26 protein-coding genes and 1 pseudogene are annotated in these 25858 nt (G+C 72.6%); 10 read left to right on the forward strand and 17 right to left on the reverse strand.

Annotation, left to right across the window (positions count from 1 at the left end; genetic code table 11):
• Positions 1 to 741, reverse strand: a 741-nt coding sequence (locus FM076_RS33445) for an FHA domain-containing protein (protein ID WP_345944905.1), incomplete at its 3' end; no start/stop codon positions are given.
• A 282-nt stretch (positions 742 to 1023) separates the two neighbouring features.
• Between FM076_RS33445 and serB the strand changes: the two genes are divergently transcribed.
• Entirely contained in the window at positions 1024 to 2292 is a 1269-nt protein-coding gene (gene serB / locus FM076_RS06660; RefSeq protein WP_173868989.1) for a phosphoserine phosphatase SerB, read from the forward strand.
• 329 nt (positions 2293 to 2621) lie between these two features.
• Here the strand turns inward: serB and FM076_RS06665 are convergent, their stop codons facing one another.
• The 4 genes from FM076_RS06665 to FM076_RS06675 form a co-directional block, all read right to left on the reverse strand.
• Entirely contained in the window at positions 2622 to 3137 is a 516-nt protein-coding gene (locus tag FM076_RS06665; RefSeq protein WP_173868990.1) for a SixA phosphatase family protein, read from the reverse strand.
• Between the two features lie 64 nt (positions 3138 to 3201).
• Positions 3202 to 3480, reverse strand: a complete 279-nt coding sequence (locus FM076_RS06670) for a hypothetical protein (RefSeq protein ID WP_345944906.1) — start codon at positions 3478 to 3480, stop codon at positions 3202 to 3204.
• Between the two features lie 127 nt (positions 3481 to 3607).
• A complete protein-coding gene (locus FM076_RS34595) occupies positions 3608 to 3724 on the reverse strand; it encodes an SGM_5486 family transporter-associated protein (protein ID WP_274598789.1) in 117 nt (38 codons plus the stop codon).
• Between the two features lie 17 nt (positions 3725 to 3741).
• Positions 3742 to 5148, reverse strand: a complete 1407-nt coding sequence (locus FM076_RS06675; RefSeq protein ID WP_173868991.1) for a CynX/NimT family MFS transporter — start codon at positions 5146 to 5148, stop codon at positions 3742 to 3744.
• 23 nt (positions 5149 to 5171) lie between these two features.
• Here FM076_RS06675 and FM076_RS06680 point away from each other — a divergent pair, with 23 nt between their 5' ends.
• Positions 5172 to 5927, forward strand: a complete 756-nt coding sequence (locus FM076_RS06680) for a FadR/GntR family transcriptional regulator (protein WP_243274342.1) — start codon at positions 5172 to 5174, stop codon at positions 5925 to 5927.
• 68 nt (positions 5928 to 5995) lie between these two features.
• Here the strand turns inward: FM076_RS06680 and fabI are convergent, their stop codons facing one another.
• Both fabI and fabG read right to left on the reverse strand, forming a co-directional pair.
• The gene (gene fabI / locus FM076_RS06685; RefSeq protein ID WP_173868992.1) at positions 5996 to 6775 is read right to left on the reverse strand and encodes an enoyl-ACP reductase FabI; all 780 of its coding nucleotides are present in this window, start codon (positions 6773 to 6775) and stop codon (positions 5996 to 5998) included.
• Positions 6776 to 6777: 2 nt separating this feature from the next.
• Complete coding sequence (gene fabG, locus FM076_RS06690; RefSeq protein WP_173868993.1) at positions 6778 to 7482, reverse strand: 3-oxoacyl-[acyl-carrier-protein] reductase; 705 nt, start codon at positions 7480 to 7482, stop codon at positions 6778 to 6780.
• A gap of 244 nt (positions 7483 to 7726) precedes the next feature.
• Here fabG and tyrS point away from each other — a divergent pair, with 244 nt between their 5' ends.
• The 3 genes from tyrS to FM076_RS06705 all read left to right on the forward strand — a co-directional run bounded on the left by tyrS (position 7727) and on the right by FM076_RS06705 (position 10225).
• Positions 7727 to 9145 (forward strand): tyrosine--tRNA ligase, encoded by a 1419-nt coding sequence (tyrS, locus tag FM076_RS06695; RefSeq protein WP_173868994.1) that lies wholly within the window; start codon positions 7727 to 7729, stop codon positions 9143 to 9145.
• Positions 9146 to 9409: 264 nt separating this feature from the next.
• Positions 9410 to 9787 (forward strand): DUF3099 domain-containing protein, encoded by a 378-nt coding sequence (locus tag FM076_RS06700; protein WP_173868995.1) that lies wholly within the window; start codon positions 9410 to 9412, stop codon positions 9785 to 9787.
• A 192-nt stretch (positions 9788 to 9979) separates the two neighbouring features.
• Entirely contained in the window at positions 9980 to 10225 is a 246-nt protein-coding gene (locus tag FM076_RS06705) for a hypothetical protein (RefSeq protein WP_173868996.1), read from the forward strand.
• A gap of 32 nt (positions 10226 to 10257) precedes the next feature.
• Here FM076_RS06705 and moaA read toward each other — a convergent pair whose 3' ends face one another.
• From moaA to FM076_RS33450, 3 genes and pseudogenes are all read right to left on the reverse strand, one after another.
• Positions 10258 to 11247: a GTP 3',8-cyclase MoaA gene (gene moaA / locus FM076_RS06710; RefSeq protein WP_173868997.1), complete on the reverse strand. Its 990-nt coding sequence runs from the start codon at positions 11245 to 11247 to the stop codon at positions 10258 to 10260.
• A 176-nt stretch (positions 11248 to 11423) separates the two neighbouring features.
• A complete protein-coding gene (locus FM076_RS06715; RefSeq protein ID WP_173868998.1) occupies positions 11424 to 13070 on the reverse strand; it encodes a solute symporter family protein in 1647 nt (548 codons plus the stop codon).
• 122 nt (positions 13071 to 13192) lie between these two features.
• Positions 13193 to 13528 (reverse strand): annotated as a pseudogene (locus FM076_RS33450) (DUF485 domain-containing protein); the annotation flags it as partial.
• 254 nt (positions 13529 to 13782) lie between these two features.
• Between FM076_RS33450 and FM076_RS06725 the strand changes: the two are divergent.
• A complete protein-coding gene (locus tag FM076_RS06725) occupies positions 13783 to 15321 on the forward strand; it encodes a S8 family peptidase (protein ID WP_173869000.1) in 1539 nt (512 codons plus the stop codon).
• Positions 15322 to 15441: 120 nt separating this feature from the next.
• On the opposite strand, the gene FM076_RS06730 is transcribed toward FM076_RS06725, so the two are convergent.
• The 5 genes from FM076_RS06730 to FM076_RS06750 form a co-directional block, all read right to left on the reverse strand.
• The gene (locus FM076_RS06730) at positions 15442 to 16350 is read right to left on the reverse strand and encodes a sterol desaturase family protein (protein WP_173869001.1); all 909 of its coding nucleotides are present in this window, start codon (positions 16348 to 16350) and stop codon (positions 15442 to 15444) included.
• Between the two features lie 140 nt (positions 16351 to 16490).
• Positions 16491 to 17726 carry an amidohydrolase family protein gene (locus FM076_RS06735; RefSeq protein WP_173869002.1) on the reverse strand — a complete coding sequence of 412 codons (1236 nt, stop codon included), beginning with the start codon at positions 17724 to 17726 and terminating at the stop codon, positions 16491 to 16493.
• Positions 17723 to 19039 carry an amidohydrolase family protein gene (locus FM076_RS06740; RefSeq protein ID WP_173869003.1) on the reverse strand — a complete coding sequence of 439 codons (1317 nt, stop codon included), beginning with the start codon at positions 19037 to 19039 and terminating at the stop codon, positions 17723 to 17725. Before FM076_RS06740 ends, FM076_RS06735 begins: the two co-directional genes overlap by 4 nt.
• 10 nt (positions 19040 to 19049) lie before the next feature.
• The gene (locus FM076_RS06745) at positions 19050 to 19934 is read right to left on the reverse strand and encodes an SDR family NAD(P)-dependent oxidoreductase (RefSeq protein ID WP_173869004.1); all 885 of its coding nucleotides are present in this window, start codon (positions 19932 to 19934) and stop codon (positions 19050 to 19052) included.
• Positions 19934 to 20758: an acetoacetate decarboxylase family protein gene (locus FM076_RS06750; protein WP_173869005.1), complete on the reverse strand. Its 825-nt coding sequence runs from the start codon at positions 20756 to 20758 to the stop codon at positions 19934 to 19936. The genes FM076_RS06745 and FM076_RS06750 overlap by 1 nt, the downstream gene beginning before the upstream one ends.
• Positions 20759 to 20886: 128 nt before the next feature.
• Here FM076_RS06750 and FM076_RS06755 point away from each other — a divergent pair, with 128 nt between their 5' ends.
• The 4 genes from FM076_RS06755 to FM076_RS06770 all read left to right on the forward strand — a co-directional run bounded on the left by FM076_RS06755 (position 20887) and on the right by FM076_RS06770 (position 24491).
• Positions 20887 to 21570: a TetR/AcrR family transcriptional regulator gene (locus FM076_RS06755; RefSeq protein ID WP_173869006.1), complete on the forward strand. Its 684-nt coding sequence runs from the start codon at positions 20887 to 20889 to the stop codon at positions 21568 to 21570.
• Positions 21571 to 21678: 108 nt separating this feature from the next.
• Entirely contained in the window at positions 21679 to 22728 is a 1050-nt protein-coding gene (locus tag FM076_RS06760) for a DEDDh family exonuclease (protein WP_243274344.1), read from the forward strand.
• 67 nt (positions 22729 to 22795) lie between these two features.
• Positions 22796 to 23623 carry an SURF1 family cytochrome oxidase biogenesis protein gene (locus tag FM076_RS06765; RefSeq protein ID WP_173869007.1) on the forward strand — a complete coding sequence of 276 codons (828 nt, stop codon included), beginning with the start codon at positions 22796 to 22798 and terminating at the stop codon, positions 23621 to 23623.
• Between the two features lie 88 nt (positions 23624 to 23711).
• Positions 23712 to 24491: an SDR family oxidoreductase gene (locus tag FM076_RS06770; RefSeq protein ID WP_173869008.1), complete on the forward strand. Its 780-nt coding sequence runs from the start codon at positions 23712 to 23714 to the stop codon at positions 24489 to 24491.
• A gap of 99 nt (positions 24492 to 24590) precedes the next feature.
• Here the strand turns inward: FM076_RS06770 and amaP are convergent, their stop codons facing one another.
• Together amaP and FM076_RS06780 are read right to left on the reverse strand one after the other, a co-directional pair.
• Complete coding sequence (gene amaP, locus FM076_RS06775; RefSeq protein WP_173869009.1) at positions 24591 to 25187, reverse strand: alkaline shock response membrane anchor protein AmaP; 597 nt, start codon at positions 25185 to 25187, stop codon at positions 24591 to 24593.
• A 161-nt stretch (positions 25188 to 25348) separates the two neighbouring features.
• Positions 25349 to 25858 (reverse strand): DUF6286 domain-containing protein (locus FM076_RS06780; RefSeq protein WP_243274346.1); only part of this gene is annotated, 510 nt, incomplete at its 5' end.

Below are 25858 nucleotides of genomic sequence, written 5' to 3' on the forward strand. Positions count from 1 at the left end.
CGCCGCACCGGACGGGCCGCCGCCCGCGCCGGGACCGCCCATGCCCTGCGGGCCCGGGGCACCGTGCGCGGCGGGGGCGCCCTGCGGGGCCTGGTGCTGGGGCGCCTGGTGCTGCGGCGGCTGGTACTGGGGCGCCTGGTGCTGGGGCTGGGGCGGCTGCTGGACGTACTGCTGCGGGGGCACCTGCTGCGGGTACTGCTGCGGCGGGGCCTGCTGCATCTGCTGCGGCATCTGAGGCGCCTGCTGCTGCCAGCCGGGGTGCTGCTGCGGCGGCTGCTGGGGCTGCTGCTGTCCCCAGCCGGGGCCGCCTGGGGCCGCCGGTCCGGCGGGGCCCGCGATGTCCGGCTGCTGCGTCGGGGCGCTGTGCACGGCCGCCTGCGACGCGGCCTGCTGCTGCCCGTGCTGCGCACCCTGCCCGTACACGCCCTGGGCCTGCGCCTGGCCCCCCGCACCGCCGGAGAAGGTGAGCTTCGGACCGTCACTGGCGTTGCCCAAATGCACGCTCATGCCGTCGGCCAGCTCCAGCTGCTGGAGCCTCCGCCCCTGCACATAGGTGCCGTTGGTGCTGCCGTGGTCCTCGATCACCCAGGCGCGCCCTCCCCAGCGCACCGTGGCGTGCCGCCAGGAGACCCTGGCGTCCTCGATCACCACATCCCCCTGCGGATCGCGGCCGAGGGTGTAGGCCCTGGACGGATCGAGCGTCCAGGTCTGTCCGTTCAGTTCCAGTACGAGTTCCGGCACTCCATGCCCCACAAAGTTGTCCCCCGAGGTACCCCCTGCTCAGAGGGAGTCTAGGGATGGCGAACATCGTGAGGAACTATTCCAGGCCCAAAGGCCCGACAGGAAGCCGGGCCAGCGGTAGCTACCAGGCTGTGACGCTTCGGTCAGGGGTATGTCCGGGAGCGGGTGATCCGGCCGCCGATGCCCCCATCGGTCAGCACTGATCCCGACTGATGCGGACAATCGGGTGGCGGCCGGGCCGGGGCGGGACGCCTTGTGGGACGACGGTACTGTGAGAGCACCATGAGCGCAGATGTGGCCCCGCCGCCGTCGTACGCGGACACCCCGACCCTTCTCGTCAAGATCTTCGGCAAGGACCGGCCGGGCATCACCGCCGGCCTGTTCGACACCCTGGCGGCCTTCGCCGTGGAGGTCGTCGACATCGAGCAGCTCGTCACCAGAGGGCGCATCACGCTGTGCGCCCTGGTGACCTCCCCCAGCACCGGCACGGGCTCCGAGGGCGAGCTGCGGGCCACCGTGCACAGCTGGGCGGAGTCGATGGGCATGGAGGCCGAAATCATCTCCGGTGTCGGCGACAACCGGCCGCGCGGGGTGGGGCGCTCCCACGTCACCGTGCTGGGCCATCCGCTGACCGCGGAGTCGACCGCCGCCATAGCGGCCAGCATCACCTCCACCGGCGGCAACATCGACCGCATCTTCCGGCTCGCCAAGTATCCGGTGCTGGCCGTCGAGTTCGACGTCTCGGGCGCGCAGACGGCGCTGCTGCGCACCTCGCTGGCGCTGGAGGCGAAGAAGTACGGCGTGGATGTGGCCGTCGTCGCCTCGGGGCTGCAGCGGCGGGCCCAGCGCCTGGTCGTGATGGATGTGGACTCCACCCTCATCCAGGACGAGGTGATCGAGCTGTTCGCGGCCCACGCGGGCTGCGAGGCCGAGGTCGCCGAGGTGACGGCGCGGGCCATGCGCGGGGAGCTGGACTTCGAGGAGTCCCTGCACGCGCGGGTGGCGCTGCTGGCGGGGCTGGACGCGTCGGTGGTCGGCAGGGTGCGCGCGCAGGTGCGGCTCACGCCCGGCGCCCGCACCCTGGTCCGTACACTCAAGCGGCTCGGCTACCAGGTGGGGGTCGTCTCCGGCGGCTTCACCCAGGTGACGGACGCCCTCCAGGAGGAGCTGGGCCTCGACTTCGCCTCGGCCAACACCCTGGAGATCGTCGACGGCAAGCTGACCGGGCGCGTCACCGGGGAGATCGTCGACCGCGCGGGCAAGGCCCGCCTGCTGCGGCGCTTCGCCGCCGAGGCGGGTGTCCCCCTGGCGCAGACGGTCGCCATCGGCGACGGCGCCAACGACCTCGACATGCTCAACGCGGCCGGGCTGGGCGTCGCCTTCAACGCCAAGCCGCTGGTGCAGGAGAAGGTCCATACGGCGGTGAACGTGCCGTTCCTGGACACCGTGCTCTATCTGCTCGGCATCACCCGCGAGGAGGTCGAGGCCGCCGACGGGATCGTCGAGGAGCCGGCCGCCCAGGTCGCCGCGGGCCGGGACGAGGCCGCCTAGCCGCCGTTTTTCAGCCCCCCGGGGGCGGTACCGACCGCCCGGGACCTCGCTCTTCCCCCGGGACGGCGACGGCACCTTCCACCGGAACGGCACCTTCCACGGGGAACGGCCTCTTCCACCGGGACCGCCTTCCCCGGGGACGGCCCTTTCCGCCGGGACGGCTCTCCCCGGACGGCTTCCCCGGGACGTGGCCCGCGTCACCGGGCCCCCGCAGCGGCGGCGGCCGGGACCGGCGGCAGGCGCCGAGGTGGTGGCCGGCGGCGAGGGGCCACGAGGTGCCGGGGCCGGCGGGTGGGAGCCGCCGCGTCCGGAGGCTGCGGCGGCGGGGCTCACTCGTGGGGGGACCAGAAGCGGACCAGCTCGGCGCTGCCGGGTTCGAGGGCCTTCCACGAGCCGGTGTGCCGGAGGATGGCGACCCCGGCCGTGGGGAAGCCGCGGCCGAGCCGTTCGAGCGTGTCGTCGGCGGCGCTGCCCGCGAGCACCTCGGCCACCGCCTGCATGCCGGGGTTGTGGCCGATCACCAGCAAGTCCCGCACCTCGTCGGCCACTTCGTTGACGACCTCGATGATCTGGCCGGGCGGCGCCTCGTAGAGCCGCTCCTCGTAGACCGTCCTGGGGCGCTGCGCCAGGTGCTGGACGACCAGCTTCCACGTCTCCCGGGTGCGGGTCGCCGTCGAGCAGAGGGTGAGTTGCGGTGTGATGCCCTGCCCGGCGAGCCACTCGCCCGCAGCGGGGGCGTCCAGACGGCCTCGCTCGGCGAGGGGCCGCTCGTGGTCCGCCACCTGGGGCCAGTCCGCCTTGGCGTGCCGGAGAAGGACGATATTGCGGGGCACATCGACGCTCATACCTTCCAGCTTCGCACGAAACGCGGTGCCGGGCGCGGGGTGTTGACGGCCGGGCGCGAGCGGGTCAGGCCCCCAGCGCGTCCCACAGGTGGCGGAAGAAGGAGACCGCCGGGGCGTCGGCGGCCCGCTGGGCGGCCTCCGCGTGCCCCTGCCCGATCAGGAGGACGAGCAGCAGGGCGAAGCCGAGGGCCGGGAGCAGCGCGCCCCACCAGGGCAGCCGGGTCTGCACGGCTGCCGGGGCGGGCCGTGTGCCGCTCGCCGGGCTCTTCTGGGTCGTGGGCCGCGCGGGGGCCGTCATCGTGCTCGCCTCCGGGTTCCGGTGCTCGTCGTCGTCCGTCGGCACCGACGGTACGGACGCGGCGCTCGCCGTCCCATCCGGTAAGCCACCCAGTTACCCCTGAGGCCGGCCCCCTAGGGGATGGGGGTGCCGGCCCCACCGCGGGGCGTGCCGGGCCGGGACCGGGCGGGCGTCAGGGTGCCGCGATGCTGGCGATCACTCCGACGACGACGGCCACGCCCATCATCAGGCCGAAGATGAGCAGCAGCTTCTTCTGCGGTTCGGGCGGGTTCGGTTCGAGGACTGGCATGTGTGCCAGTGTCGCACTCAGCGTCCGTCCTCGATCACCCGGTCCCGGCCCGCCAGCAGGCCGGTGGCCATCTGGGCGACCATGAGCGCCGCCATCAGCAGGATCGGCACGTGCCAGCCGCCGCTCGCGTCGTGCAGGGCGCCGACGAGCAGCGGGCCGGGGATGGAGATCAGGTAGCCGGTGCTCTGGGCGAAGGCGGAGAGCTTGACGACTCCGGCGCTGGACCGGGACCGCATACCGATCATGGTCAGGGCGAGCGGGAACGCGCAGTTGGAGATGCCCAGCACCAGGGCCCACACCCACGCGCCGGAGGCCGGCGCGAACCACAGCCCGGCGTACGCGATCAGCCCGCAGGCGCCGAGCGCGAGCACCAGCGGCCCCTGGTGCCGCATCCGGGCGGCCAGCTTCGGCAGGACGAAGGAGAGCGGGATGCCCATGCCCATCGTCACCGCGAGCATCACCCCGGCCGCCGAGGCGGAGACCCCGGCGTCGCGGAAGATCTGCGGCAACCAGCCCATGGTGATGTAGGCGGCGGAGGCCTGGAGGCCGAAGAAGACCCCGAGCGACCAGGCGGTGGGCGACTTGGCGATACGGAGGGCGGGCGCGGCGCCGGCGCGCGCCTCGGAGCGGGCCCTGGCCTCCGTACGGGCCTCGCCCTCGGCCGTCTCCTCGGGGACGGCCTCCTGCGCGGCCTGCGGCTCGGGGGCGCGCGCCGAGCGGTCCCGGGAGACGACGGCCCACGGGAGGACGGCGAGGGCCCCGAGCACCGCCCAGGCGCCCAGGCCGACGCGCCAGCTGCCGCCGAGCGCGTCGGTCATCGGCACGGTGACGGCCGCGGCGGCGGAGGTGCCCAGCGCGAGGGCCATCGAGTAGAGCCCGGTCATGGAGCCGACGCGGTCGGGGAACCAGTGCTTGACCACCACGGGCATCAGCACGTTGCTCAGCGCGATGCCCGCCAGGGCGAGCGCGGTGGCGGCCAGGAAGGTGCCGGTGCCGCTCGCGAAGGGCCGCAGGGCGAGCCCGAGGGTGACGGCGACCATGCCGGCCAGCACGACGGTGGCCGGGCCCCAGCGGCGGGCCAGCCGGGGGGCGAGCCCGCCGAAGACGGCGAAGCACAGCGGCGGCACGGAGGTGAGCAGTCCGGCGACGGTGCCGTTCATGCCCAGCCCGTCCCGGACCTCCTCCAGGAGGGGCCCGAGTCCGGATATGGCGGGACGCAGGTTGAGCGCCGCGATCACGAGGCCCGCGATCACGAAGCGGAGCATCCAGCGGGACGGCACCGGGGCGGCGCCGGCGGAACCGGGGGGCGGCGCCGGGGCGGCGGTGGTGCGTTCGGGTGCGGTGCGGACACCCGTCTCGGAGGTGCGGGTGCTCACGTCGGTCGTGTGCGCGGCATTCCTGGGATCGTCATCTGCCATGGCCATGGTGCCCATCATAGAATCATGGGATGAATAGCGCCCAACCGATGTCGTCCACCCCTGCCTCCCCGGACCCGGCCGGCTCCCCCGCCGCGCCTCCCCCGCCGGTGAGCGGGCTGTCCGCTCCCCAGCGGGCGCCGCTGGCGGACCAGGTGATCGCCGCCCTGCGTCAGCAGATCACCTCGGGGCGGTGGCCCGTGGGCTGCCGCATTCCGACCGAACCGGAGCTGGTCGAGCAGCTGGGAGTGGCCCGTAACACGGTGCGGGAGGCGGTACGGGCGCTCGCGCACAACGGGCTGCTGGACATCCGGCAGGGCTCGGGCACCTATGTGGTGGCCACCAGCGAGCTGGCGGGGGTGATGCACCGCCGCTTCGAGGGCGCCGACCTGCGGCACGTGGCGGAGCTGCGTTCCGCGCTGGAGACGGCGGGCGCGCGCCTGGCAGCACGGCGCCGCACGGAGGAGGACCTGCGGCAGCTCGACCGGCTGCTCGCCCGCCGGGAGGCGGCATGGGACGCGGGCGACGTCGAGCGCTTCATCGACACGGACCGCGCCCTGCACATGGGCGTGGTCGCCGCCTCGCACAACGAGGTGCTCAGCGGGGTCTACGCGGACCTCGGCGAGGTGCTGCGCTCCTTCCTGCGGCGGGACGTGGGAGAGGAGCTGCGCCAGGAGGACTACATGGATCACGCGCGGCTGATCGAGGCCATCCGCGGGCAAGAGGTGGAGGCCGCCTCCAAGGAGGCGGCCTCCCACACGGCCGAGTGGGGCCACGGAGTGCAGTGAGCACCCCGTTTCGGGGCTCGCGGGACCGGCCGCGGGTCCCGTACCCGGGTGTCAGGCGTACCCGGGTGTCAGGCGCCCATCATGTGCACGCCGCCGTCGACGTGGATGATCTCGCCCGTGGTCTTCGGGAAGAAGTCCGACAGGAGGGCGACGACACCGCGGCCCGCCGGCTCCGGGTCGGTGAGGTCCCAGCCGATCGGGGCGCGGGTGTTCCACACGTCCGACAGCTCCTCGAAGCCCGGGATGGACTTGGCGGCCATCGACTTGATCGGGCCCGCGGAGACCAGGTTGCAGCGGATGTTCTTGTGGCCCAGGTCGCGTGCCAGGTAGCGGGAGGTGGACTCCAGCGCGGCCTTGGCAACGCCCATCCAGTCGTACTTGGGCCAGGCCAGCTGCGCGTCGAAGTCCATGCCGACGACGGAGGCTCCTCGCTTCTCCAGCAGCGGCAGCAGCGCCATCGTCAGCGACTTGAACGAGTACGCCGAGACCTCCAGGGCCGTGGCGACCGACTCCCACTCGGTGTTGAGGAAGTTGCCGCCGAGCGCGTCCTGCGGCGCGAAGCCGATGGAGTGCACGACGCCGTCCAGCGAGGCGTCCTGGCCGAGGTGCTCGGTGACCTTCGCGGCGAGCCCGTCCAGATGCTCCTTGTTCTGCACGTCCAGCTCGATGACCGGCGCCTCCTTGGGGAGCCGCTTGGCGATGCGCTCCACCAGGGAGAGCCGCCCGAAACCGGTCAGCACGACCTCGGCGCCCTCCTCCTGGGCGACCTTGGCCGCGTGGAAGGCGATCGAGGAGTCGGTCAGCACTCCGGTGACCAGGACGCGCTTGCCCGCGAGAATTCCGCTCATGTTCAGTGACCCATGCCCAATCCGCCGTCCACGGGAATGACGGCTCCGGTGATGTACGCGGCCTCGTCGGAAGCCAGGAAACGGACCGAGGAGGCGACCTCCTCCGGCTCCGCGTAGCGGCCCAGGGGCACCTGCTTGACGAACTCGGCGCGCTGCTCGTCCGACAGCACACGCGTCATGTCGGTGTCCACGAAACCGGGCGACACCACGTTGCAGGTGATGTTGCGGGAGCCCAGCTCCCGGGAGAGCGAGCGGGCGAAGCCCACCAGCCCCGCCTTCGAGGCCGCGTAGTTGGTCTGCCCGGCCTGGCCCATCAGCCCGACCACGGAGGAGATCAGCACGATGCGGCCCTTGCGGGCGCGCAGCATGCCGCGCGAGGCGCGCTTGACCACCCGGAAGGTGCCGGTGAGGTTGGTGTCGAGGACGGAGGTGAAGTCCTCCTCGGACATCCGCAGCAGCAGCTGGTCGCGGGTGACACCCGCGTTGGCGACGAGGACTTCGACCGGGCCGTGCTTCTCCTCGATCTCCTTGTACGCCTGCTCCACCTGCTCCGGCTCGGTGATGTCGCACTTGACGCCGAGGAAGCCCTCGGGCGGCTCTCCGGAGCGGTAGGTCACGGCGACCTTGTCGCCCCCCTCGGCGAAGGCCCTGGCAATGGCGAGGCCGATGCCACGGTTCCCCCCGGTCACGAGCACTGAGCGGCTCACGGTGTGACCACCCTTTCTGCTTCTGCTGTCACGGTCTGTCGCAATGAGAACCTATCCGGCCCCGTCACCTCCCCGGCACTCGGGCACGGACAGGGGCACCGGCGGGGCACTGTGGGGTCCCTACAGAAACCCCCGGTCCGCCCCCTCCGGGCCGGAACCGCTTACGCCGGGGACGGCGCCGTCAGTGGCGGCGCATAGACTTCTCGTGACCGATTTCGCACCCACAGACACCAGGAACAGTGACGTGACACGCCTCGGCGACTCCGTACAGCGGGCCAGTGAGCTGCTGGCCCAGGACCTCTCCCTTGACGCCAACGTCGAGCGGCTGCTCGCGGAGACCGGGGCGCGCCGCTATCTGGATCTGAGCGACCTGCCCGCCAAGGAGCAGGCGGAGCTGATCGGCGCACGGGCCGTGGAGCTGCTGCCGTCGGTCGACAGGCTCGCCGAGCGCATCGCGGAGCGGGCGGCGCAGGGCAAGGGGCTGCACGTCAAGCTGGGCATCGACCCGACGGCCACCGATGTGCACCTGGGGCACGCGGTACCGATCACCGTGCTGAGCCGCTTCCAGCGCATGGGCCACGAGGTGACGCTGATCATCGGCGACTTCACCGCCAAGATCGGTGACCCCTCGGGCCGTACGGCCGAACGCCCGCCGCTGACGGACGAGGACATCGCGAAGAACCTCTCCGGCTACCAGGAGCAGGTCCGCCCCTTCTTCGACTTCGAGAAGGTGCGGTTCGCCCGCAACAGCGAGTGGCTCGCCCCCTTCACGCTGCCGAAGCTGCTCGGGCTGCTGGCCCAGGTGCCGGTCTCCTCGCTGCTGCAGCGCGAGGACTTCCGCAACCGGCTCGCGGAGGGCTCCGGCCTGACGATGTCGGAGCTGCTCTACCCCGTCGCGCAGGCCCTGGACTCCGTCGAGCTGGCCTGCGACGTGGAGCTGGGCGGCGTCGACCAGCTGCTCAACCTCCAGATGGGCCGCCGCGTGATGGAGGCGTACGGGCAGCAGCCGCAGCTGGTGGTCACGATGCCGCTGGTCGAGGGCACCGACGGCTCGGGCGCCAAGATGTCCAAGTCCAAGGGCAACTACGTAGGGCTCGCCAGCTCCGCCGACGAGGTCTTCGGCAAGATCATGTCGATCCCGGACCGGCTGATGGTGCCCTACCTGCGCGCCTGGACCGAGTGGACGGACCAGGAGATCGCGCAGGTGTCCGCCCGTATCGAGGCGGGCTCGCTGCACCCGATGGACCTGAAGAAGATCCTGGCCGGCGAGGTCGTCGCGGCGCTGCACGGCGTGGAGGCGGCGATGGCGGCGCGGGCCCACTTCGTGGCGCAGTTCTCCAGGAAGTCCTTCTCCGACGCCGGGACGCTGCCCGTCGTGGAGGTGGCCGCGCACGGCGAGGAGGGGGTCGCCGCGGTGCTGACGAAGGTGCTGGAGTTCACCCCGAGCGCCTCGGCGGCGCGCCGGATCGCGAAGCAGAACGGGCTGCGGCTGATCGTCGAGAAGAGCGGCCAGGAGCAGCAGGCGGTGGTGCTCCCGGAGTCCGAGGCGCTGCGCCCGCTGGCCGAGGTCGTCCGCGAGGCGGTGGCCGCCCACGCGGAGGGCGCCGCCGACGCGGTGTATCTGAAGGCCGGCCGCAAGGTGGCCGAGATCCGGGGGCTGTGAGTCCCCGCGGGGCGGCCCGCGCGGATTCCGGCGGAGTCCGCGCGGGCGCCCGTGCAGGCACGCGTACGGGCGCCCGTGTGCGCTCTCGTGCGGGCACTCGTGCGGTGGCGCCCCGCGTCGTCCGCGTGGCCCGGGCGCCGGGCGTGACGCGGACTGCCCCCGCGCCCCGGTCTCGTTCCGTACGCGCCCGAGGCGTACCGTGGAAAACGTCCGGATCTCCCGGTACGGCCGCGGAGAACGGAGGGTGAGCAGGTGGTGGAAGTGATGCGGAAGCTGCACCAGCCGGAGGTTTTCCGGATCACCGGGGCCCGCCAGGGCCTCCAGGAGGACGTGCGCGGCAGACAGCGCCGTTATGTGATCTCGATGCTGGTGCGTACGGTCGCCGTACTGCTCACCGTGGTGCTGTGGAACGTGGAACGGCCGCTGGCCATCGTGACGCTGGTGCTCGGTGTGACGCTGCCGTACATCGCGGTCGTGATCGCCAACGCGGGCCGGGAGAATGCTCCTTCGGCTCCCGCGACGTATCTCCCGGACACCCGGCAGCACGTGCTGGAAGGGTCGAAAGTGACCAAAGCGGAAGAGGGCTCCCCTCCGGAAGAGGCCGGCCGGACACCGAACGGGGCGGCGTCCGACCGCAGTTGATCTGCGGATTCGCGCGAAGCTCAAGAAAAGCTCAGCTCAATACTGCGGTTCCGGTGCACTGGGGCGGCTTCCGCATGCCATACTTCATGTGCGCTCCGCATCCCCCGTCGGAGCGATGGACCGACGCCGGGCGGCTCCCCCCGTGGCTGCCCGGCGTCGCTTGCTGTCCGGGGACTGGTGGAAGATGGAGGGGTGATCCCTTCCCCCTCCCCCTCCGCCGAGGGGCCCGAGACCCCGATCTGCTCCGCCAAGGGCTGCCGCGAGGCGGCGGTGTGGGTGCTCGCCTGGAACAACCCCAAGCTCCACACTCCCGAGCGCCGCAAGACCTGGCTGGCGTGCGAGGAGCACCGCGAGTACCTGGCGAAGTTCCTCGGCGTGCGCGGCTTCCTCAAGGACACCGTTCCGCTGGCCGAGTGGGAGCCGCCCCAAGGCGGCTGACGTCCGGGCAGCGCCGGCGGCCGGGCCCGGCCTCAGCCGCCGATCGCCGACATGGGGCGCTGCGGCTGGACGAACGAGGGGTCGTCGATCCCGGCTCCCGCCTTCTTGCCCCACATCGCCTTCCGCCACAGCGCGGCGATGCCGGCGTCCGTCGCCCCGGAGCGCAGCGCTCCCCGCAGGTCCGACTCCTCCGTGGCGAACAGGCAGGTGCGCACCTGCCCGTCGGCCGTCAGCCGCGTACGGTCGCAGGCCCGGCAGAACGGGCGGGTGACCGAGGCGATGACGCCGACCCGCGCCGGGCCCCCGTCCACCAGCCAGCGCTCGGCGGGCGCCGAGCCGCGCTGCTCCTCGCCCTCCGGGGTCAGGGTGAAGCGGGTGCGCAGCGACGCCAGGATGTCCCCTGCGGTGATCATGCCCTCGCGCTGCCAGCCGTGCTGGGCGTCCAGCGGCATCTGCTCGATGAAGCGCAGCTCATAGCCCTCCTCCAGGGCCCAGGCCAGCAGGTCGGGTGCCTCCTGGTCGTTGAGGCCGGGCATCAGCACGGCGTTGACCTTCACGGGGGTCAGCCCGGCCTCGCGGGCCGCGGCCAGGCCGCGGAGCACATCGGCGTGGCGCTTGCGGCGGGTCATCCGCTGGAAGGTCTGCGGATCGAGGGTGTCCAGCGAGACGTTCACCCGGTCCAGGCCCGCCTCGCGGAGCGCGGCGGCGGTGCGCTCCAGGCCGATCCCGTTGGTGGTGAGCGACAGCCGGGGGCGGGGTTCCAGCGCGGCGCAGCGTGCCACGATGTCCGTCAGGCCGGGGCGCAGCAGGGGCTCGCCGCCGGTGAAGCGGACCTCTTCGACGCCGAGGTCGGTGGTGGCGATACGGACGAGCCGGACGATCTCGTCGTCCGTCAGCAGGTCGGGCTTCGCCAGCCACTGCAGGCCCTCTTCCGGCATGCAGTAGGTGCAGCGCAGGTTGCAGCGGTCGGTCAGCGAGACGCGCAGGTCGGTGGCGACCCGCCCATAGGTGTCGAGCAGCATGCTGACGGCCCTCCCAGGTGCGTGATCTGCTTCGCAGCGTAAGTCACGCCTGTGACATCCGACAGCGCCGCGTGTGACGGCCTCGCACCTGCGAGGGCGGGCCGCTCGGGGGCCTCGCAGACGCGCCGGCGGCTCCGCCCGGCCGGGTACGGGGACGGAGCCGCCGGCGAAGGGTGTCAGTGGGCGCCCACCCCGGTCATGGAGCGGACCTCCAGTTCGGCGTACTTCTTGCCGCCGGCGGTCTCGTCCTTGGACAGGAGCGAGCCGGCCCAGCCGAGCAGGAAGCCGAGGGGGATGGAGACGAGGCCGGGGTTCTCCAGCGGGAACCAGGCGAAGTCGGCGTCGGGGAACATCGAGGTCTTCTTGCCGGTGACGACCGGGGAGAAGAGGACCAGCAGCACGGAGGAGAGCAGTCCGCCGTAGATGGACCACAGGGCGCCGGTGGTGGTGAAGCGCTTCCAGAAGAGGCTGTAGAGCAGGGTGGGCAGGTTGGCGGAGGCGGCGACGGCGAAGGCGAGGGCCACCAGCCCCGCGACGTTGAGCTTGCCGGCGAAGATGCCCAGCGCGATGGCGACGGCGCCGATGATGACGGCCGAGACGCGGGCGGCCTTGACCTCCTCCTTCTCGGTGGCCTTGCCCCTGCGGATGACGTTCGCGTACAGGTCGTGGGCGAAGGAGGACGAGGAGGCGAGCGTCAGTCCCGCGACGACGGCGAGGATGGTGGCGAAGGCGACCGCGGAGATCATCGCCAGCAGCACGGCGCCGCCGGTGGAGTCCGCGCCGCCGCCGATCTCCTGCGCGAGCAGGGGTGCCGCGGTGTTGCCGGCCTCGTTGGAGTCGGTGATCGTCTTCGGGCTGAGCAGCGCGGCGGCGCCGAAGCCGAGCGCGATGGTCATCAGGTAGAAGACGCCGATGATGCCGATGGCCCAGTTGACGGACTTCCTGGCGGCCTTGGCGGTGGGCACGGTGTAGAAGCGGATGAGGATGTGCGGCAGCCCCGCGGTGCCCAGGACCAGGGCGATGCCCAGCGAGATGAAGTCGATCTTCGAGGTGGCCGTGGCGCCGTACTTGAGTCCGGGCTCCAGGAACGCGGCGCCCTTCCCGCTGTTCTCGGCGGCGGCGCCGAGCAGGGTGGAGAGGTTCCAGTCGAACTTGTGGAACACCAGGACGGTGATGATCACGGTGCCGCCGATGAGCAGGCACGCCTTGATCATCTGGACCCAGGTGGTGCCCTTCATCCCGCCGATCGTCACGTAGAGGATCATGATGATGCCCACGAAGACGACGATGAGGTTCTTGCCGGCCTCCCCCGTGATGCCCAGCAGCAGCGCCACCAGCGCGCCCGCGCCGACCATCTGGGCGAGCAGGTAGAAGATCGAGACGACGATGGTGGAGACCCCGGCGGCGGTGCGGACGGGGCGCTGCCGCATCCGGTAGGCCAGCACGTCGCCCATGGTGTAGCGGCCCGAGTTGCGCAGCGGTTCGGCGACCAGCAGGAGCGCCACCAGCCAGGCGACCAGGAAGCCGATGGAGTAGAGGAACCCGTCGTACCCGGACAGCGCGATGGCGCCCGCGATGCCCAGGAAGGACGCGGCCGACATGTAGTCGCCGGAGATCGCCAGCCCGTTCTGGAAGCCGCTGAACTGCCGTCCGCCCGCGTAGAAGTCGGTGGCGTCCTTGGTGCGGCGGCCCGCCCAGACGGTGACGGCGAGGGTGGCGACGACGAAGAGCGAGAAGAGGGTGATGATCAGCGGGCGGTGCTCGCTCGCCCCGCCGGCGGCCAGCTGCCCCAGGGGGGCGGCCAGGTGCTGGGTGGTGCTCATGCGTCGTCCTCCTGACCGGCGAGCTGGCCCTTGTCCTTGTCGCTGGGCTCGGCCTGGCGGCCGATGCCCCCGGCCTCGGGCAGCGGGGCCTCGCCGGCCGCTGCCGCGTGGAGGTTCTCCGCCTCCAGCCGGGTCTTGAGTGCGGTGGCCTTCGGGTCGAGCTTCGCGGCGGCGAAGCGGGAGTACCACCAGGCGATCAGGAACGTCGTCAGGAACTGGGCGAGGCCGAAGACGAACGCGACGTTGACGTTGCCGGCGACCTTGCTGCCCATGAACCCGCCCGCGTAGTTCGAGAGCAGGACGTAGAGCAGGTACCAGACGATGAACGCGACGGTGAGCGGGAAGACGAACGAGCGGTAGCCGCGCCGCAGTTCGCCGAACTCGGCGCTGCCCTGCACATCGGTGTAGTCCCGGTCGCCCGGCGGGCCGGAACGCGCGTCCTGTGGTGCGGTGTCCACGATGACTCCAGTCGGAACGTGAGGGTGGGGACGGTGGATACGGAGAAAGTGTGACCCACGTCTCAAAGAGGCGGGGGTGCGCGCATCGTAAGGCTCGTCGGGGTGTGGCGACAGGGGGCCGCTTGTTGAAAGAGAAAGAAACGATCACGGCTCCGCACAGCCTTCGGACTTTCTCCATCAATCCATTGCAGTTACCTGCCTCACAGGGATAACTTCCGTCCTTCGTGGACAACTTCAGACGACATGGAGACCCCATGCATTCGAGACCTTCCAAGCGGCGGCGCGTACTCGCGGTGCCGCTGGGGCTGGTGCTGACCGCTTCCCTGGGCCTGGCAGGCGCCGCCGCGGCGAACGCGCAGGATTCCGCGACCGCCGCGGCGCCCGAGGCCAAGGCGGGCGAGAAGCTCAGCTACGTCGTCAACACCGCTGCCGACCGCGGTACCGTCGAACGTGTCAAGCGGGAGATACGCGAAGCTGACGGCAAGGTCGTCGCGACGTACGGGAAGATAGGCGTCATCGTCGCGCACTCCGCCAACCCGGAGTTCGGCGAGGAGCTGCGCGCGGTCAAGGGGGTCGACTCGGCGGGCGCCACCCGCACGGCACCGCTCCAGGCCGCGGCCACCACGGAGGTGGGCAAGCCCGTCTTCGTCAAGGAGCCCAAGAAGGCGTCCACGCTGGCTAAGGCCGAGGCGAAGGGCCAGGAGCCGCTGGAGAGCCTCCAGTGGGACAAGCGGGCCATCAAGGCCGACAAGGCCGCCAAGGTCGACGAGGGCAGCCGGAAGGTGACCGTCGGTGTCATCGACACCGGCGTGGACGACACGCACCCGGACCTGAAGCCCAACTTCTCCGCCAGGCAGTCCGCGAACTGCGTCGGCGGCAAGGCCGACACCTCTCCCGGCGCCTGGCGCCCGTACAACCCGGACGAGGACTACCACGGCACCCACGTGGCGGGCATCATCGCCGCCGACCGCAACGGCGTGGGCATCGCCGGCACCGCCCCCGGGGTGAAGGTCGCCTCCCTGAAGGTGAGCGAGCCGACCACGTCGCTGTTCTACGGAGAGGCCGTCGTCTGCGCGATGGTGTTCGCCGCCGACCACGGCGTCCAGGTCACCAACAACAGCTACTACGTCGACCCGTGGCTCTACAACTGCGACGACCACGTCGACCAGAAGGCCATCGCCGACGCGGTGCAGCGCGCCGTCAAGTACGCCCAGCGCAAGGGCGTCACGACCGTCAGCTCGGCCGGCAACTCCTCGCAGGACCACGCCGCGAGCCGGATCGTGGACGACACCAGCCCGGACGACGGCACCCCGGTCAAGCGCACGATCAACCCGGCCACCTGCCCGGACGTGCCGACCATGCTGGACGGCGCCACCTCGGTGTCCTCCACCGGCCCGGAGAACCTGAAGTCGTACTACTCCAACTACGGCCGCAACCAGATCGACGTCACGGCCCCCGGCGGTGACCGGGCCTTCCAGACGCCCGAGGAGCCGGCCAAGGACGGCGGCGTGCTGTCCACCATGCCGAACGGCGAGTACGCCTACCTCCAGGGCACCTCGATGGCGGGCCCGCAGGTCGCGGGCGTGGCCGCGCTGCTGAAGAGCACCCACCCCACCTCGAGTGCCCAGGAGATCTCCTGGCTGCTGAAGGCGCAGGCGCAGACCCTGCCGTGCCCGGCGTCGTACGACCCGGACGGCAAGGGCACCTACGCGGCCACGTGCACGGGCGTGAAGGGCAACAACAGCTTCTACGGCCACGGGCTCGTGGACGCGCTGGCGGCCGTCACCAAGTGACGGCCGCTCCCGGGCCCTGCCCGGGAACCCGGTGAGCAGCCAGGGGCCGGGCCGCCGAAAGAGCGGCCCGGCCCCTCGCGTACGCGGTCCCGGCCGGTCACGCCGTCGGGGCCCGGCCGGTCACACCGTCGGCTCCGCCGCCCCGGCGGGTGCGGTCCCGCGGGCGGAGCCGGCCCCGGGGACGGCGGGCTCCTCGGGGGCGGGCTGCCAGCCGGGGCCGCGGAAGATCCGGCCCGCGCGCTCGCTCCAGCTGCGGGCGGCACGCACGTCGCGGGCGATGGCCGCGTACTCGTGGGTGGCGACGCGCAGCGGGTTGTAGGTGTCGATGTCCTTCGTCAGCCCGAAGACGCACCGGTCGGTCTCGGGGACGAAGGAGCCGAAGAGCCGGTCCCAGACGATCAGGATGCCGCCGAAGTTGCGGTCCAGGTAGCTGCCCTGGGAGGCGTGGTGCACCCGGTGGTGCGAGGGCGTGTTGAGCACGGACTCGACGGGCCGGGGCAGCTTGCCGACGCGCTCGGTGTGCACCCAGAACTGGTAGACGAGATTCGCCCCGGAGCAGAACGCGAGCACGGCCGGGTGCGTGCCGAGGGCGATCAGCGGCACGTAGAACGGCCACACCGTCCAGGTCGTCCACGGCTGGCGCAGGGCGGTGGTGAAGTTGAACTTCCTGCTGGAGTGGTGCACCACGTGGCAGGCCCACAGGATGCGGATCACATGGTGGCCGCGGTGCGACCAGTAGTAGAAGAAGTCCTGCGCGAGCAGCGTCAGCACGAGGGTCCACCAGTGCAGCGGTACGCGCAGCGGGGTGAGTTCGTAGACGGCCGCGTAGACGGCGACGATGGGGATCTTCCACACCGCGTCGAACACCAGGCTGCCCAGCCCCATGGTGAGGCTGGTCGCGGCGTCCTTCGCCTCGTACCCGGCGGCGTCCTCGTCCGGGTGCAGGCGGTAGCTCACCATCTCGATGACGGTGAGGAGGACGAACGCGGGTACGGACCACAGGATCACGTCGGGCATGTTGGACGGCATGTCAGGAAGGTAAGGGCAGTGCTCGCGGTCCCGCCAGGGGTTGTTACCGGCGCGTATGAAACCGGCCCGGCCAGGACCGGACCGGACCGCGCGGTCCCGCATCCCCGGGCGGGTACGGGACCGCGCGGTGTCGGCCCCTCCTACCAGACCCGGACCTTCCCGCCCGGGGCGAAGGCGGGGCTGGTGGCGTCGGCGGGGACCTCGGCCGGCGGTTCGGCCAGCTCGGCGAACGCGGGGCCGACACGGGCGGCGTGCGGGGCGAGCAGCTCCATGTCGAAGCCGTACACCCGCGCGGCGTTGCCGCCCGCCATCGCGGCGACCTCCTCCCGGGGCAGGCCCGCGTACGCCAGTCGCAGCCCCTCCCGCGAGTAGGGCCAGGTGCCCTCGTCATGGGGGTAGTCGCTGCCCCACATGATCTTCTCCAGGCCGATCCGGTGCCGCAGCGGCACCTCGTGGGGCCGCATGAAGCTGGCACCCACGTAGCAGTTCTCCCGCCACACCTCGCCGGGTGAGGCGCCCATGGCCGCCGCGAGCCCGGTGCCGAACCTGGACTCGGCGGTGGCGGCCCGGCCGGCGGCGGCGACGAGCCGCCCGTGGTAGTAGTCGAGCATCTCCAGGACTCCGGGTATCCATCCCGAGCCCTGCTCGGTCAGGACGAGCCGCAGCGCGGGATGGCGGTGGAAGGCGCCGCCGAAGACGAGGTGCCACAGCGCGCGGTGCGAGAACCAGGTGGTCTCCACCATGAACACGGCCCGTGCGGCGGGCTCCTCGCCCAGCGGCGGCGAGGCGGAGCCGCCGTGGTGGTTGACGGGCACCCCCAGTTCGGCGCAGACGGCCCACAGCGGGTCGTACACCGGCGAGTACAGCTCGGGGATGCCGGACCCCGGCGGCACCCCGGGCAGCAGGATGCCGCCCGTGAGGCCGTGGTCGCGGGCCCACCGCACCTCGCGCACGGCCTGCTCGACGTCGTTGAGGAGGATCTGCGCCACCCCGGCCCGCCGCCCCGGTGCCGCGGCGCAGAAGTCGGCCAGCCAGCGGTTGTGGGCGCGCAGCCCGGCCCAGCGCCGCTCCAGCTCCTCCCGCGTGGGCACGGGCGCCATGAGCGACGCCGAGGGGAAGAACGGCGGGATGGTGTTGGGGAAGACGACCTCGGCGACGATGCCGTCGGCCTCCAGCTCGGCCAGCCGCCGCTCGGAGTTCCAGTTGCGGTCGGCGGTGTCGGCGAGCAGGTCCTCGTACGGGTTGACGTAGCCGGCCGCCCAGGCGTCGAACTCGTCGTGGTACCGCGTGGCCAGGTACGGCTTGTAGTCCAGCAGGTCGGCGCCGGCGTGGCAGTCGGCGGAGATGACGGTGCAGCGGTCCGCGGAGCTTGTCATTCCGCCCTCACCGCCGACGGCCCGGCAGGCTCTTCCCCGGTCCTGCCCACGAACGGGAGGTCGCTGCCGGTCAGCCAGTGCCGTCCCGTCTCGCGGGCGCGGCGCCAGGACTCCTCGACCGGGCCCTGCTCGGCCGGCTGGCCCAGTTCGGCGGGTGTGGGGCCGATACGGCGGGCGAGCGGGGCCAGCGCGGCGGTGTCGAAACCGAACACCTCGGCCGCCGCCTCGCCGAGCATCCGGCGGGTCTCGGTCACGGGGATGTCGTGGAAGGTGTCGCGCAGCCACGCGCGGGTGCGCGGCCAGGTGCCCTCGGGGTGCGGGAAGTCGCTGCCCCACAGGATGTTGTCGACACCGATCTCGTAGCGCTGGGCCAGCTCGCGGCGCTTGGTGTTGGTGGCGCAGACGAACACCTGCCGGTCGAGGTACTCGTGCGGGGGGCGTTTCAGCTCCGCGAACGGGGAGAGCTTCTTTCCGCCGTGCGCCCCCAGATAGAGCCGGTCCATGAACCACAGCAGGTTCGGCAGCCACCAACAGCCCGACTCGGCGACGCCGAACCGCAGCCCGGGGTGCCGCTCGAAGGCGCCGGACCACAGCAGGAACCACAGCGGGCGCGCGGGCCACCAGGTGACCTCGCTGACGTAGATGCCCAGGTGGTCGCCGTACTCGTGGCGGGGTGCCGCGCCGGAGTGGGTGAGGACCGGCATGCCCGTCTCGGCGGCGGCGGCCCACACCGCATCGTAGCGGCGGTCGTGGTAGGGGGCCTTGTCCACCCACATGGCCGGGATCATCAGCGCGCCGAGACCGGACTCCTTGGCGCGGTGGATCTCCGCGACGACGCTCCCCACCTCGCCGGTGACCGGCAGCAGCGCCACCCCGCAGTGCCGTTCGGGGTGCTCGGAGCAGAACTCGGCCAGCCAGCGGTTGTGGGCCCGCGCACCCGCCATGCCCAGTTCCGGGTCCTGGTCGCCGCTGAGGCCGAGGCCGACGCCGAAGGGCGCCGCGGTGCCGCTGTCCACGGCGTCGGCGTCCGGGAAGACGACCTCGCCGGCCACCCCGTCGCCGTCCAGTTCCTTGACGCGCTGTGCCGCGTCCCAGCCGCCGCGCAGCCCCTCCTCGTGGTCCTCGAACCACTTGCGGGCGAACGCCTCGTTGCGGATGCCCAGGCGGGTGGACTCCTCGACGCGCGCGTCGCGCTGGTCCAGGAAGTCGTCGAACGCCCGGTGGTACCGGGCCTCCAGGTAGGGCCGGTACCGCTCGGTGGGCAGCCCGGCGTGGCAGTCGGAGGAGATGATCAGGTACGGGTCGTCGCTCATGGGACGCACCTCAATCGAGTACGAAGGTCTCCAGGTAGTCCGGGTTCGTCCGCTCCAGCATCGAGCGGGCGCGGGCCCGGATCTGTGCGTCGCTGCGCTCACTGGCGGGCAGCATCCAGAACCTGTCCTCGCGGATGCCCTCGACGACGAGATCGGCGACCTCCTCGACGGGGGTGAAGCGCACCTCGTGGCCGGCCTCGCGCATGGCGGCCTCCCACTGGCCGAGGGTGCGGTAGGGGGTCGTGCGGGGGCGGGTCCTGGCGTAGCGCGCCGGACGGTTGCGGTAGGACTCCCACAGGCCGGTGCGCAGCATGTGCGGGCCGGGGAAGAGCACCGAGGCGCCGACCTCGGCGCCCTCGGCCCGCAGGTGCGCGTACAGGGACTCGGTCAGGGTGACGACCGCGGACTTGGTCACCGCGTACACCGACGCGGTGGGCAGTGGCGCGATACCGCCGTCCGCCGAGGAGGTGTTGACGATGTGGCCGGGCTCCCCGGAGGCGAGCATCCCGGGTACGAAGGCGCGGATGCCGTGGAAGACGCCCCAGACGTTGACCGCGAACGCCCACTTCCAGTCGTTGAGTTCGTGCTGCCACATCCGCCCCTCGGCGCCCGAGCCGACGCCCGCGTTGTTGCACAGCACATGGACGGTGCCGAAGGTGTCCCGCACCGCCTCGGCCAGCTCCTCCACGGAGTCGGGTTCGCTGACGTCGGTGAGGTGGGCGAGAACGCGTGCCCCCTCGGCGCGCAGTTCCCCGGCGGCCTTCTCCAGCGGGGCGCGCTCCACGTCCGCGAGGACGACGGCGAGTCCCTCGGCGGCGAAGCGGCGCGCCAGGGCCAGGCCGATCCCGCTCGCCGCGCCGGTCACGACGGCCGTCTGGCCCGCGTGCAGCCGCATCAGGCGCTCCTCTCCCTCGCCGCCGCACCGGAGGGCGCGGGCGGCGCGTCCAGCACCTGCGCGGCGTCGTCGTAGCGCTGGTGCACGTACGGCAGGAGGTCCCGCGCGCCGACCCGGGCGGCGACACGGCCGCGCTGGTCGCTGGTCTTCTCGCCGAGGGTGATCTCCACCAGGCGGCGTACCGGCAGATCGGCCACCGGGTCGTACGGGGACTCGCGCAGGGTGACGCGGCCCGTGACGGTGTGCAGGGAGCGCACCTTCTCCCGGCGCAGGCAGTGCACCAGTACCGGGTCGGCGTCGAAACCGGTGCCGTCCACGGCGGGCAGGAACTTGAAGTAGAAGTCGAGCTTCTCGGCCTGTGCGGGCGGCGGCAGGGCGGCGCCCAGGGTGCCGGTGACCTCCAGGAAGGTGATGCCGTGCCGGGCCAGCCGGGCGCCGACCAAGCCGTCGGGGCCCTGCTCGACGGACACCTCGCCCAGCTTCTTGGGCTCCCCGAAGACCTCGCGGCCGCCGATGAGGGCGCGCTCGTGCGTCATCGGCATCACCAGCGGGTACCAGCCCGGGGCACCGGCGTGGCAGGCGGCCACCGCGACGGAGCCCGCGCCGAGCGGATAACCGGGCAGGTCCACCTGGCTGACGGCGGCGCGGACGAGGGGGCGGGCACCGGGTTCGAGGGGCGGCGGGAGGACGGCGGCCACCACCTCGGGGTCGGTCTCCCAGACGGCCACCACCCCGGTGGACCAGATGTCGGGGAGCCTCGCGCTCGCCTCCCTCGCCCGCCTGATCTCGCTCTCGCCGCGCGGACCGTACCGGACACGTGTCATGGGGCACCTCCAAGGGGCGACGCTGCGACACTGTGGCGGGGCAACGCTGTAACGGCGTTACAGACGACACCGTTTACAGCAGACTCCGCCAAGGGTGAAGACCCGCGCACCGTCCGGACAGGGGGATCATGCCGAAGCCGCCGCCCCGCACCGCCCGACCCGCCGCCGCGCCGCGCGGCCCCCTCACGCGCGAGGCGGTGCTGGACGCCGCCGCGTCCCTGGTGCGGCGGGACGGCCCGCGGGCGCTGACGATGCGCGGGCTGGCGGCCGAGCTGGGCACCGCCGCCACCTCGATCTACTGGCACGTGGGCAACCGCGAGGCGCTGCTGGAGGCTCTTGTCGAGCGCACCGTGCGGGAGTTGGACGAGATCCGGCCGCGGGGACGTACGCCGCGCGCGCGGATGGTCTCGGTGGCACGCGCACTCCGCCGCGAACTGCGCGCCCGGCCGCACCTGATCGCACTGGTCCACGAACGGGGCCTCACGGAACGGTTGTTCCACACGGCGCAGCAGGCGCTCGCGCGGGAGGCGCACGCGGCGGGGCTGCGCGGCGCCCGCGCGGCCGAGGCCGTACGCGCCGTCCAGTTCTCCGTCGTCGGCCACGCCCTGCTCGAACGCAACCGGGAACGGGCCCCGGCGCAACGGCCCGGCGAACCCGCGCTGTGGGAGCGCGACCCAGGCACCGGCGACCCGGCGCTGGTGCGCGCGCTGGCCACACCCCCCGACACGGAGAAGGTGTTCACCGTCGCGGTGCGGGCGCTGGTGGACGGGCTGCTGCCCGCACCCGATCCGCCCTCCCCGTCGGCGGGTTGAGGCACGTTCGGAACCCTCCTACCACACGGCTCCCGGCACCCTCTCGCCGCCCCACGGAGCAGACGCGCCTGACGGCACTGTCAGTACCGACCCGTATTCTCTGTGACCATGCTCGAAGACCAGACGGCACGCACCGACGGGATGTCCGAGCGCATCCCCGCGCAGTCCGCCGCCGACGCCCAGCCGCCGCTGATCTGGCCGTCCGGATACCCGGACGGCTACGCGGTGGTGGACGTGGAGACCACGGGCCTGGCGCGCGACGACCGCATAGTGTCGGCCGCCGTCTACCGCCTGGACGCGCGGGGCGAGGTCGAGGACCACTGGTACACGGTGGTCAATCCCGAACGCGACCCCGGCCCCACCTGGATCCACGGACTGACGGCCGAGGCGCTGGCCGACGCGCCCCTCTTCCCGCAGATCGCCGAGGAGTTCGCGGCACGCCTGGCGGGCCGCGTCCTGGTCGCGCACAACGCCATCTTCGACTGGTCGATGATCGCCCGGGAGTACGCCCGCGCCCGGCTGGAGGTCCCGGTGCGGCAGCGGCTGTGCACCATCGCCCTGTCCAAGGAGCTGTCCCTGCCGCTGCCCAACCACAAGCTGGAGTCCCTGGCCGCGCACTACGGCGTCGTCCAGCAGCGGGCGCACCACGCGCTGGACGACGCGCGCGTGCTCGCCGAGGTCTTCCGTCCCAGCCTCCACCTCGCCGCCCGGCAGCAGGTGCGGCTGCCGCTGCTGGCCTGCAAACCGCTGAGCGAGTGGTCCGACTCGGTGGTGTCCCGCGCCGACGGCGGCACGGACGGCGGCGGCCGGCGCTCCTACGGGCGCGGGTACGCCACCTGGCGCCCCACCCGCAAGCGCCCGGCCTGCCCGTACCCGAACCCGGGGCGGTACGAGCCGGGGCGCCGGCTCATACAGGGCATGCGGGTGGCCATCTCCGGCGACACCTCGGTGGACCGTGAACTGCTGGAGGACCGGGCGACCGAGGCCGGGCTGCACATCGCCTCCAGCGTCTCGCGGCTCACCAGCCTGCTGGTCACCAACGACCCCGACGCGGCCACCTCCAAGGTGCTCAAGGCCCGCGCCTTCGGCACGCCCGTCATCGACGAGGGCGCCTTCACCCAGCTCCTGCAGGATGTGGCCCCCGCGCCCGAGGGCTGAACCCCCCGAGGGCTGAACCCGGGGCCCCGCACCGGCCGCGGGAGCCCGAGGGGTACCGTCGGTAGGCGTGTACCGCTTCCTGTTGTCCCGGCAGTGGGTGATCCTCACCCTGCTCGGCCTCGTGCTGATCCCCACGATGATCAAGCTGGGCTTCTGGCAGCTGCACCGCCACGAGAGCCGGGTGGCGCGCAACGAGGAGGTCGCCGCGAGCCTCGCCGCGCCCAAGGTGCCTGTCACCGAGCTGACGGGGGTGGGGCGCGAGCCCGCCGCCGGCGACAAGTTCCGCACCGTCACCGCGCGAGGGCGGTACGACACCGCGCACGAGGTCGTCGTCCGGCACCGCACCGCGGCGGACGGCGACACCATCGGCTACTTCGTCGTCACCCCGTTCGTGCTGGCCGACGGCAAGGCGGTCCTCGTCAACCGCGGCTGGATCCGCTCCGACCGCGATCTGACCGCCTTCCCCGAGGTCCCCGAGCCGCCGAAGGGCGAGGTCACCCTCACCGGGCGGATGATGCCCGACGAGACGACCGAGGCCAGCGGCATCAAGGACACCAAGGGCCTGCCGGACCGCCAGGTCATGCTGATCAACAGCGGGAAGCAGGCCGGGGAGGTGGGCCGCCCCCTGCTGGGCGGGTTCATCCAGCTGATGGAGACCTCGCCGAAGCCGGCCGGGAAACAGCCCGAGGTGCTGCCGGAGCCGGACCACAGCGGGATCGGCCCGCACATGGCCTACGCGGTGCAGTGGTGGCTGTTCACCGGCGCCGTACCGGTGGGGTGGGTGATCCTGGTGCGGCGGGAGGCGAAGGAGCGGCACGCGAAGGCCGCCGGGACCGGGGCCGCCGCCCCGGCCGACGGGAGCGCCCCGGAGCAGCGGGAGAAGGTCGCCGGCTGAGACCGGCCACGGCCGTCCGGAAGCAGCCGGGCCCTCCCCTCCCCCGGCCCTCCCTTGCGGCGGAGGGGGATCGGGCACACTGCTCACCATGGATCTTGGACTTTCGGAGCGCGTTTTCGTCATCACCGGGGGGACCCGCGGGCTCGGGTTCGCCACCGCCGCGCAACTGCTCGCCGAAGGGGCGCGGGTCGTCATCACCGGCCGGTCCCAGAAGGCGGCCGAGGAGGCGGCGGCGCGGCTCGGCGTGGAGGCGTCAGGGGCCGAGGGCCGGGCGCTGGGCGTCGCCGCCGACAACGCCGACCCGGACACCCCGGCCCGGGTGGTCGCGGCGGCCCGCGAGCGGTTCGGCCGGTTCGACGGACTCCTGATCAGCGTGGGCGGCCCCCCGGCCGGGGTGCCCGCCGACCAGCTGACGGACGAGCAGTGGCGCACGGCCTTCGACAGCGTCTTCCTCGGCGCCGTACGGCTGGCCCGCACCGCCGCCGGGGAGCTGGGCGAGGGCGGGGTGATCGGCTTCGTCCTGTCCGCCTCGGTGCACGAGCCGATCCCCGGGCTCACCCTCTCCAACGGACTGCGCCCGGGGCTCGCGGGGTTCGCCAAGACCCTCGCGAACGAACTGGGCCCGCGCGGCATCCGGGTGCTGGGGCTGATGCCGGGGCGGATCGGCACCGAGCGCCTCCAGTACCTCGACTCGCTCTCCGGCGACGGGGACGCGGCACGCGAGCGCAACGCGGCGGCCATTCCGCTGCGCCGCTACGGGACCCCCGAGGAGTTCGGCCGTACGGCCGCCTTCCTGCTCTCGCCCGCCGCCTCGTACCTGACCGGGCTGATGCTGCCGGTGGACGGCGGGGCCATGCACGGTTTCTGAGCGGGCTTCGACCGGCGCGGAGCGGCCCGGCCGCGGGCGGTTCCTCCCCGGGCCCGGTGGGACTGCCGGATGAGGCCGCTCAGGTCCGCTCAGGTCCGCTCAGCTGACGCGTTCGGCGCGGTGGCGGGCGGCACGCAGCCGGACCTCGGCCGGGAGGGCGTCGAGTCCGGCCGAGGTCTCGGCATGGGCGAGCGCCTCGCGCCGGAGCAGGCGGAGGGTTTGTCCCGGCTGGGCGTGCGCGGCCAGGACGAGCCCGACGCGGGCCCGCGGGTGCTGCCGCCGCCCCGTCAGGACGACACGGGCGCTGTCCACCCCGGGCTGCGCCTCCGCCTCGGCGGCGATGACATCCTCCAGAGCCCGCCCGCGCAGCCGCGCGCCCTCGCCGTCCTTGCTGTCGATCAGGGCCTCGGTCAGCCGGTGGCTCCGCAACTGGGCCAGCAGCCACCACAGGGTGAGGAGCAGCAGCACGGCCAGGGCTGCGATGATCGCGGGCCACCACCAGCCCTCGTCGCTCCACCGGGTGCGGTCGGCGCGGCTGAGCACCACGTCGCCGGGGCGGGTCCAGGGCCAGTCGGCGGGCATGGACACCTTCCAGCGGTGCGGCAGGTCCGCACCGGCGAAGAGCACCGCGAGGCCCAGCGCCAGCAGCACCAGCCCGATCAGCGCGGTCAGTACCCGGTTAACGGTTCGCAGCATGGTCTCGCCTCGCCGTCCTGTCCCCGTCGGTGCCCGTCATCGCTCCCTCTCGTCCCCCGGCGCCGTCCGGTGCACCGGTGCTCGTGGCGCCTCCGGGGCGGTGTCCCCGGGGTCCTCGGTGTCCTGGTGCCCGTGGCGTCCTTGGTCTCCTCGTTCCTCCGTCACTTCCCCGGCCGCCGCACCCGCACGGAGCGGCCGGGCCGTCGGGCCAGACCGAGCTGTTCGACGCCGTCCCGCAGCGCGCTGTCGAGGTCGGAGCGCACCTCGTCCAGGTCGCGGAAGTGCGCCAGCGCCCGGGCCCGGACCTTGCGGCGTGTGACCTTCACCCGTACCGACTGGACGCCGGGGACCTCCATCGCACGGTCCCTCAGCACCAGCGCCGCCGCGGAGCGTTCGAGGCCCGCGCGTACCCGGGGGACGTCCGGCCGCATGGTCAGCAAGGAGCGCTTGCCGGGGGTGAGCGCCAGGACGAGCAGCCACAGTCCGAGCGCGGCGGCCAGGGCGGCGCCGGCCAGTACGAAGGTGTCGTCGAGACGCCGGGTCGCCAGTTCGTCGGTGAGGGTACGGCGCCAGGTCATGCCGGGCCGGCCGGCGCGTACGGAGGCCACGTCGTAGAGCAGGAAGGCGAGACCGGCGAAGAGCAGCAGGGCCACGACGCCGCCCGGCGTCCT

The sequence above is a fragment of the Streptomyces albus subsp. chlorinus genome (genome assembly GCF_013302895.1).
Lineage (GTDB): Bacteria > Actinomycetota > Actinomycetes > Streptomycetales > Streptomycetaceae > Streptomyces > Streptomyces chlorinus.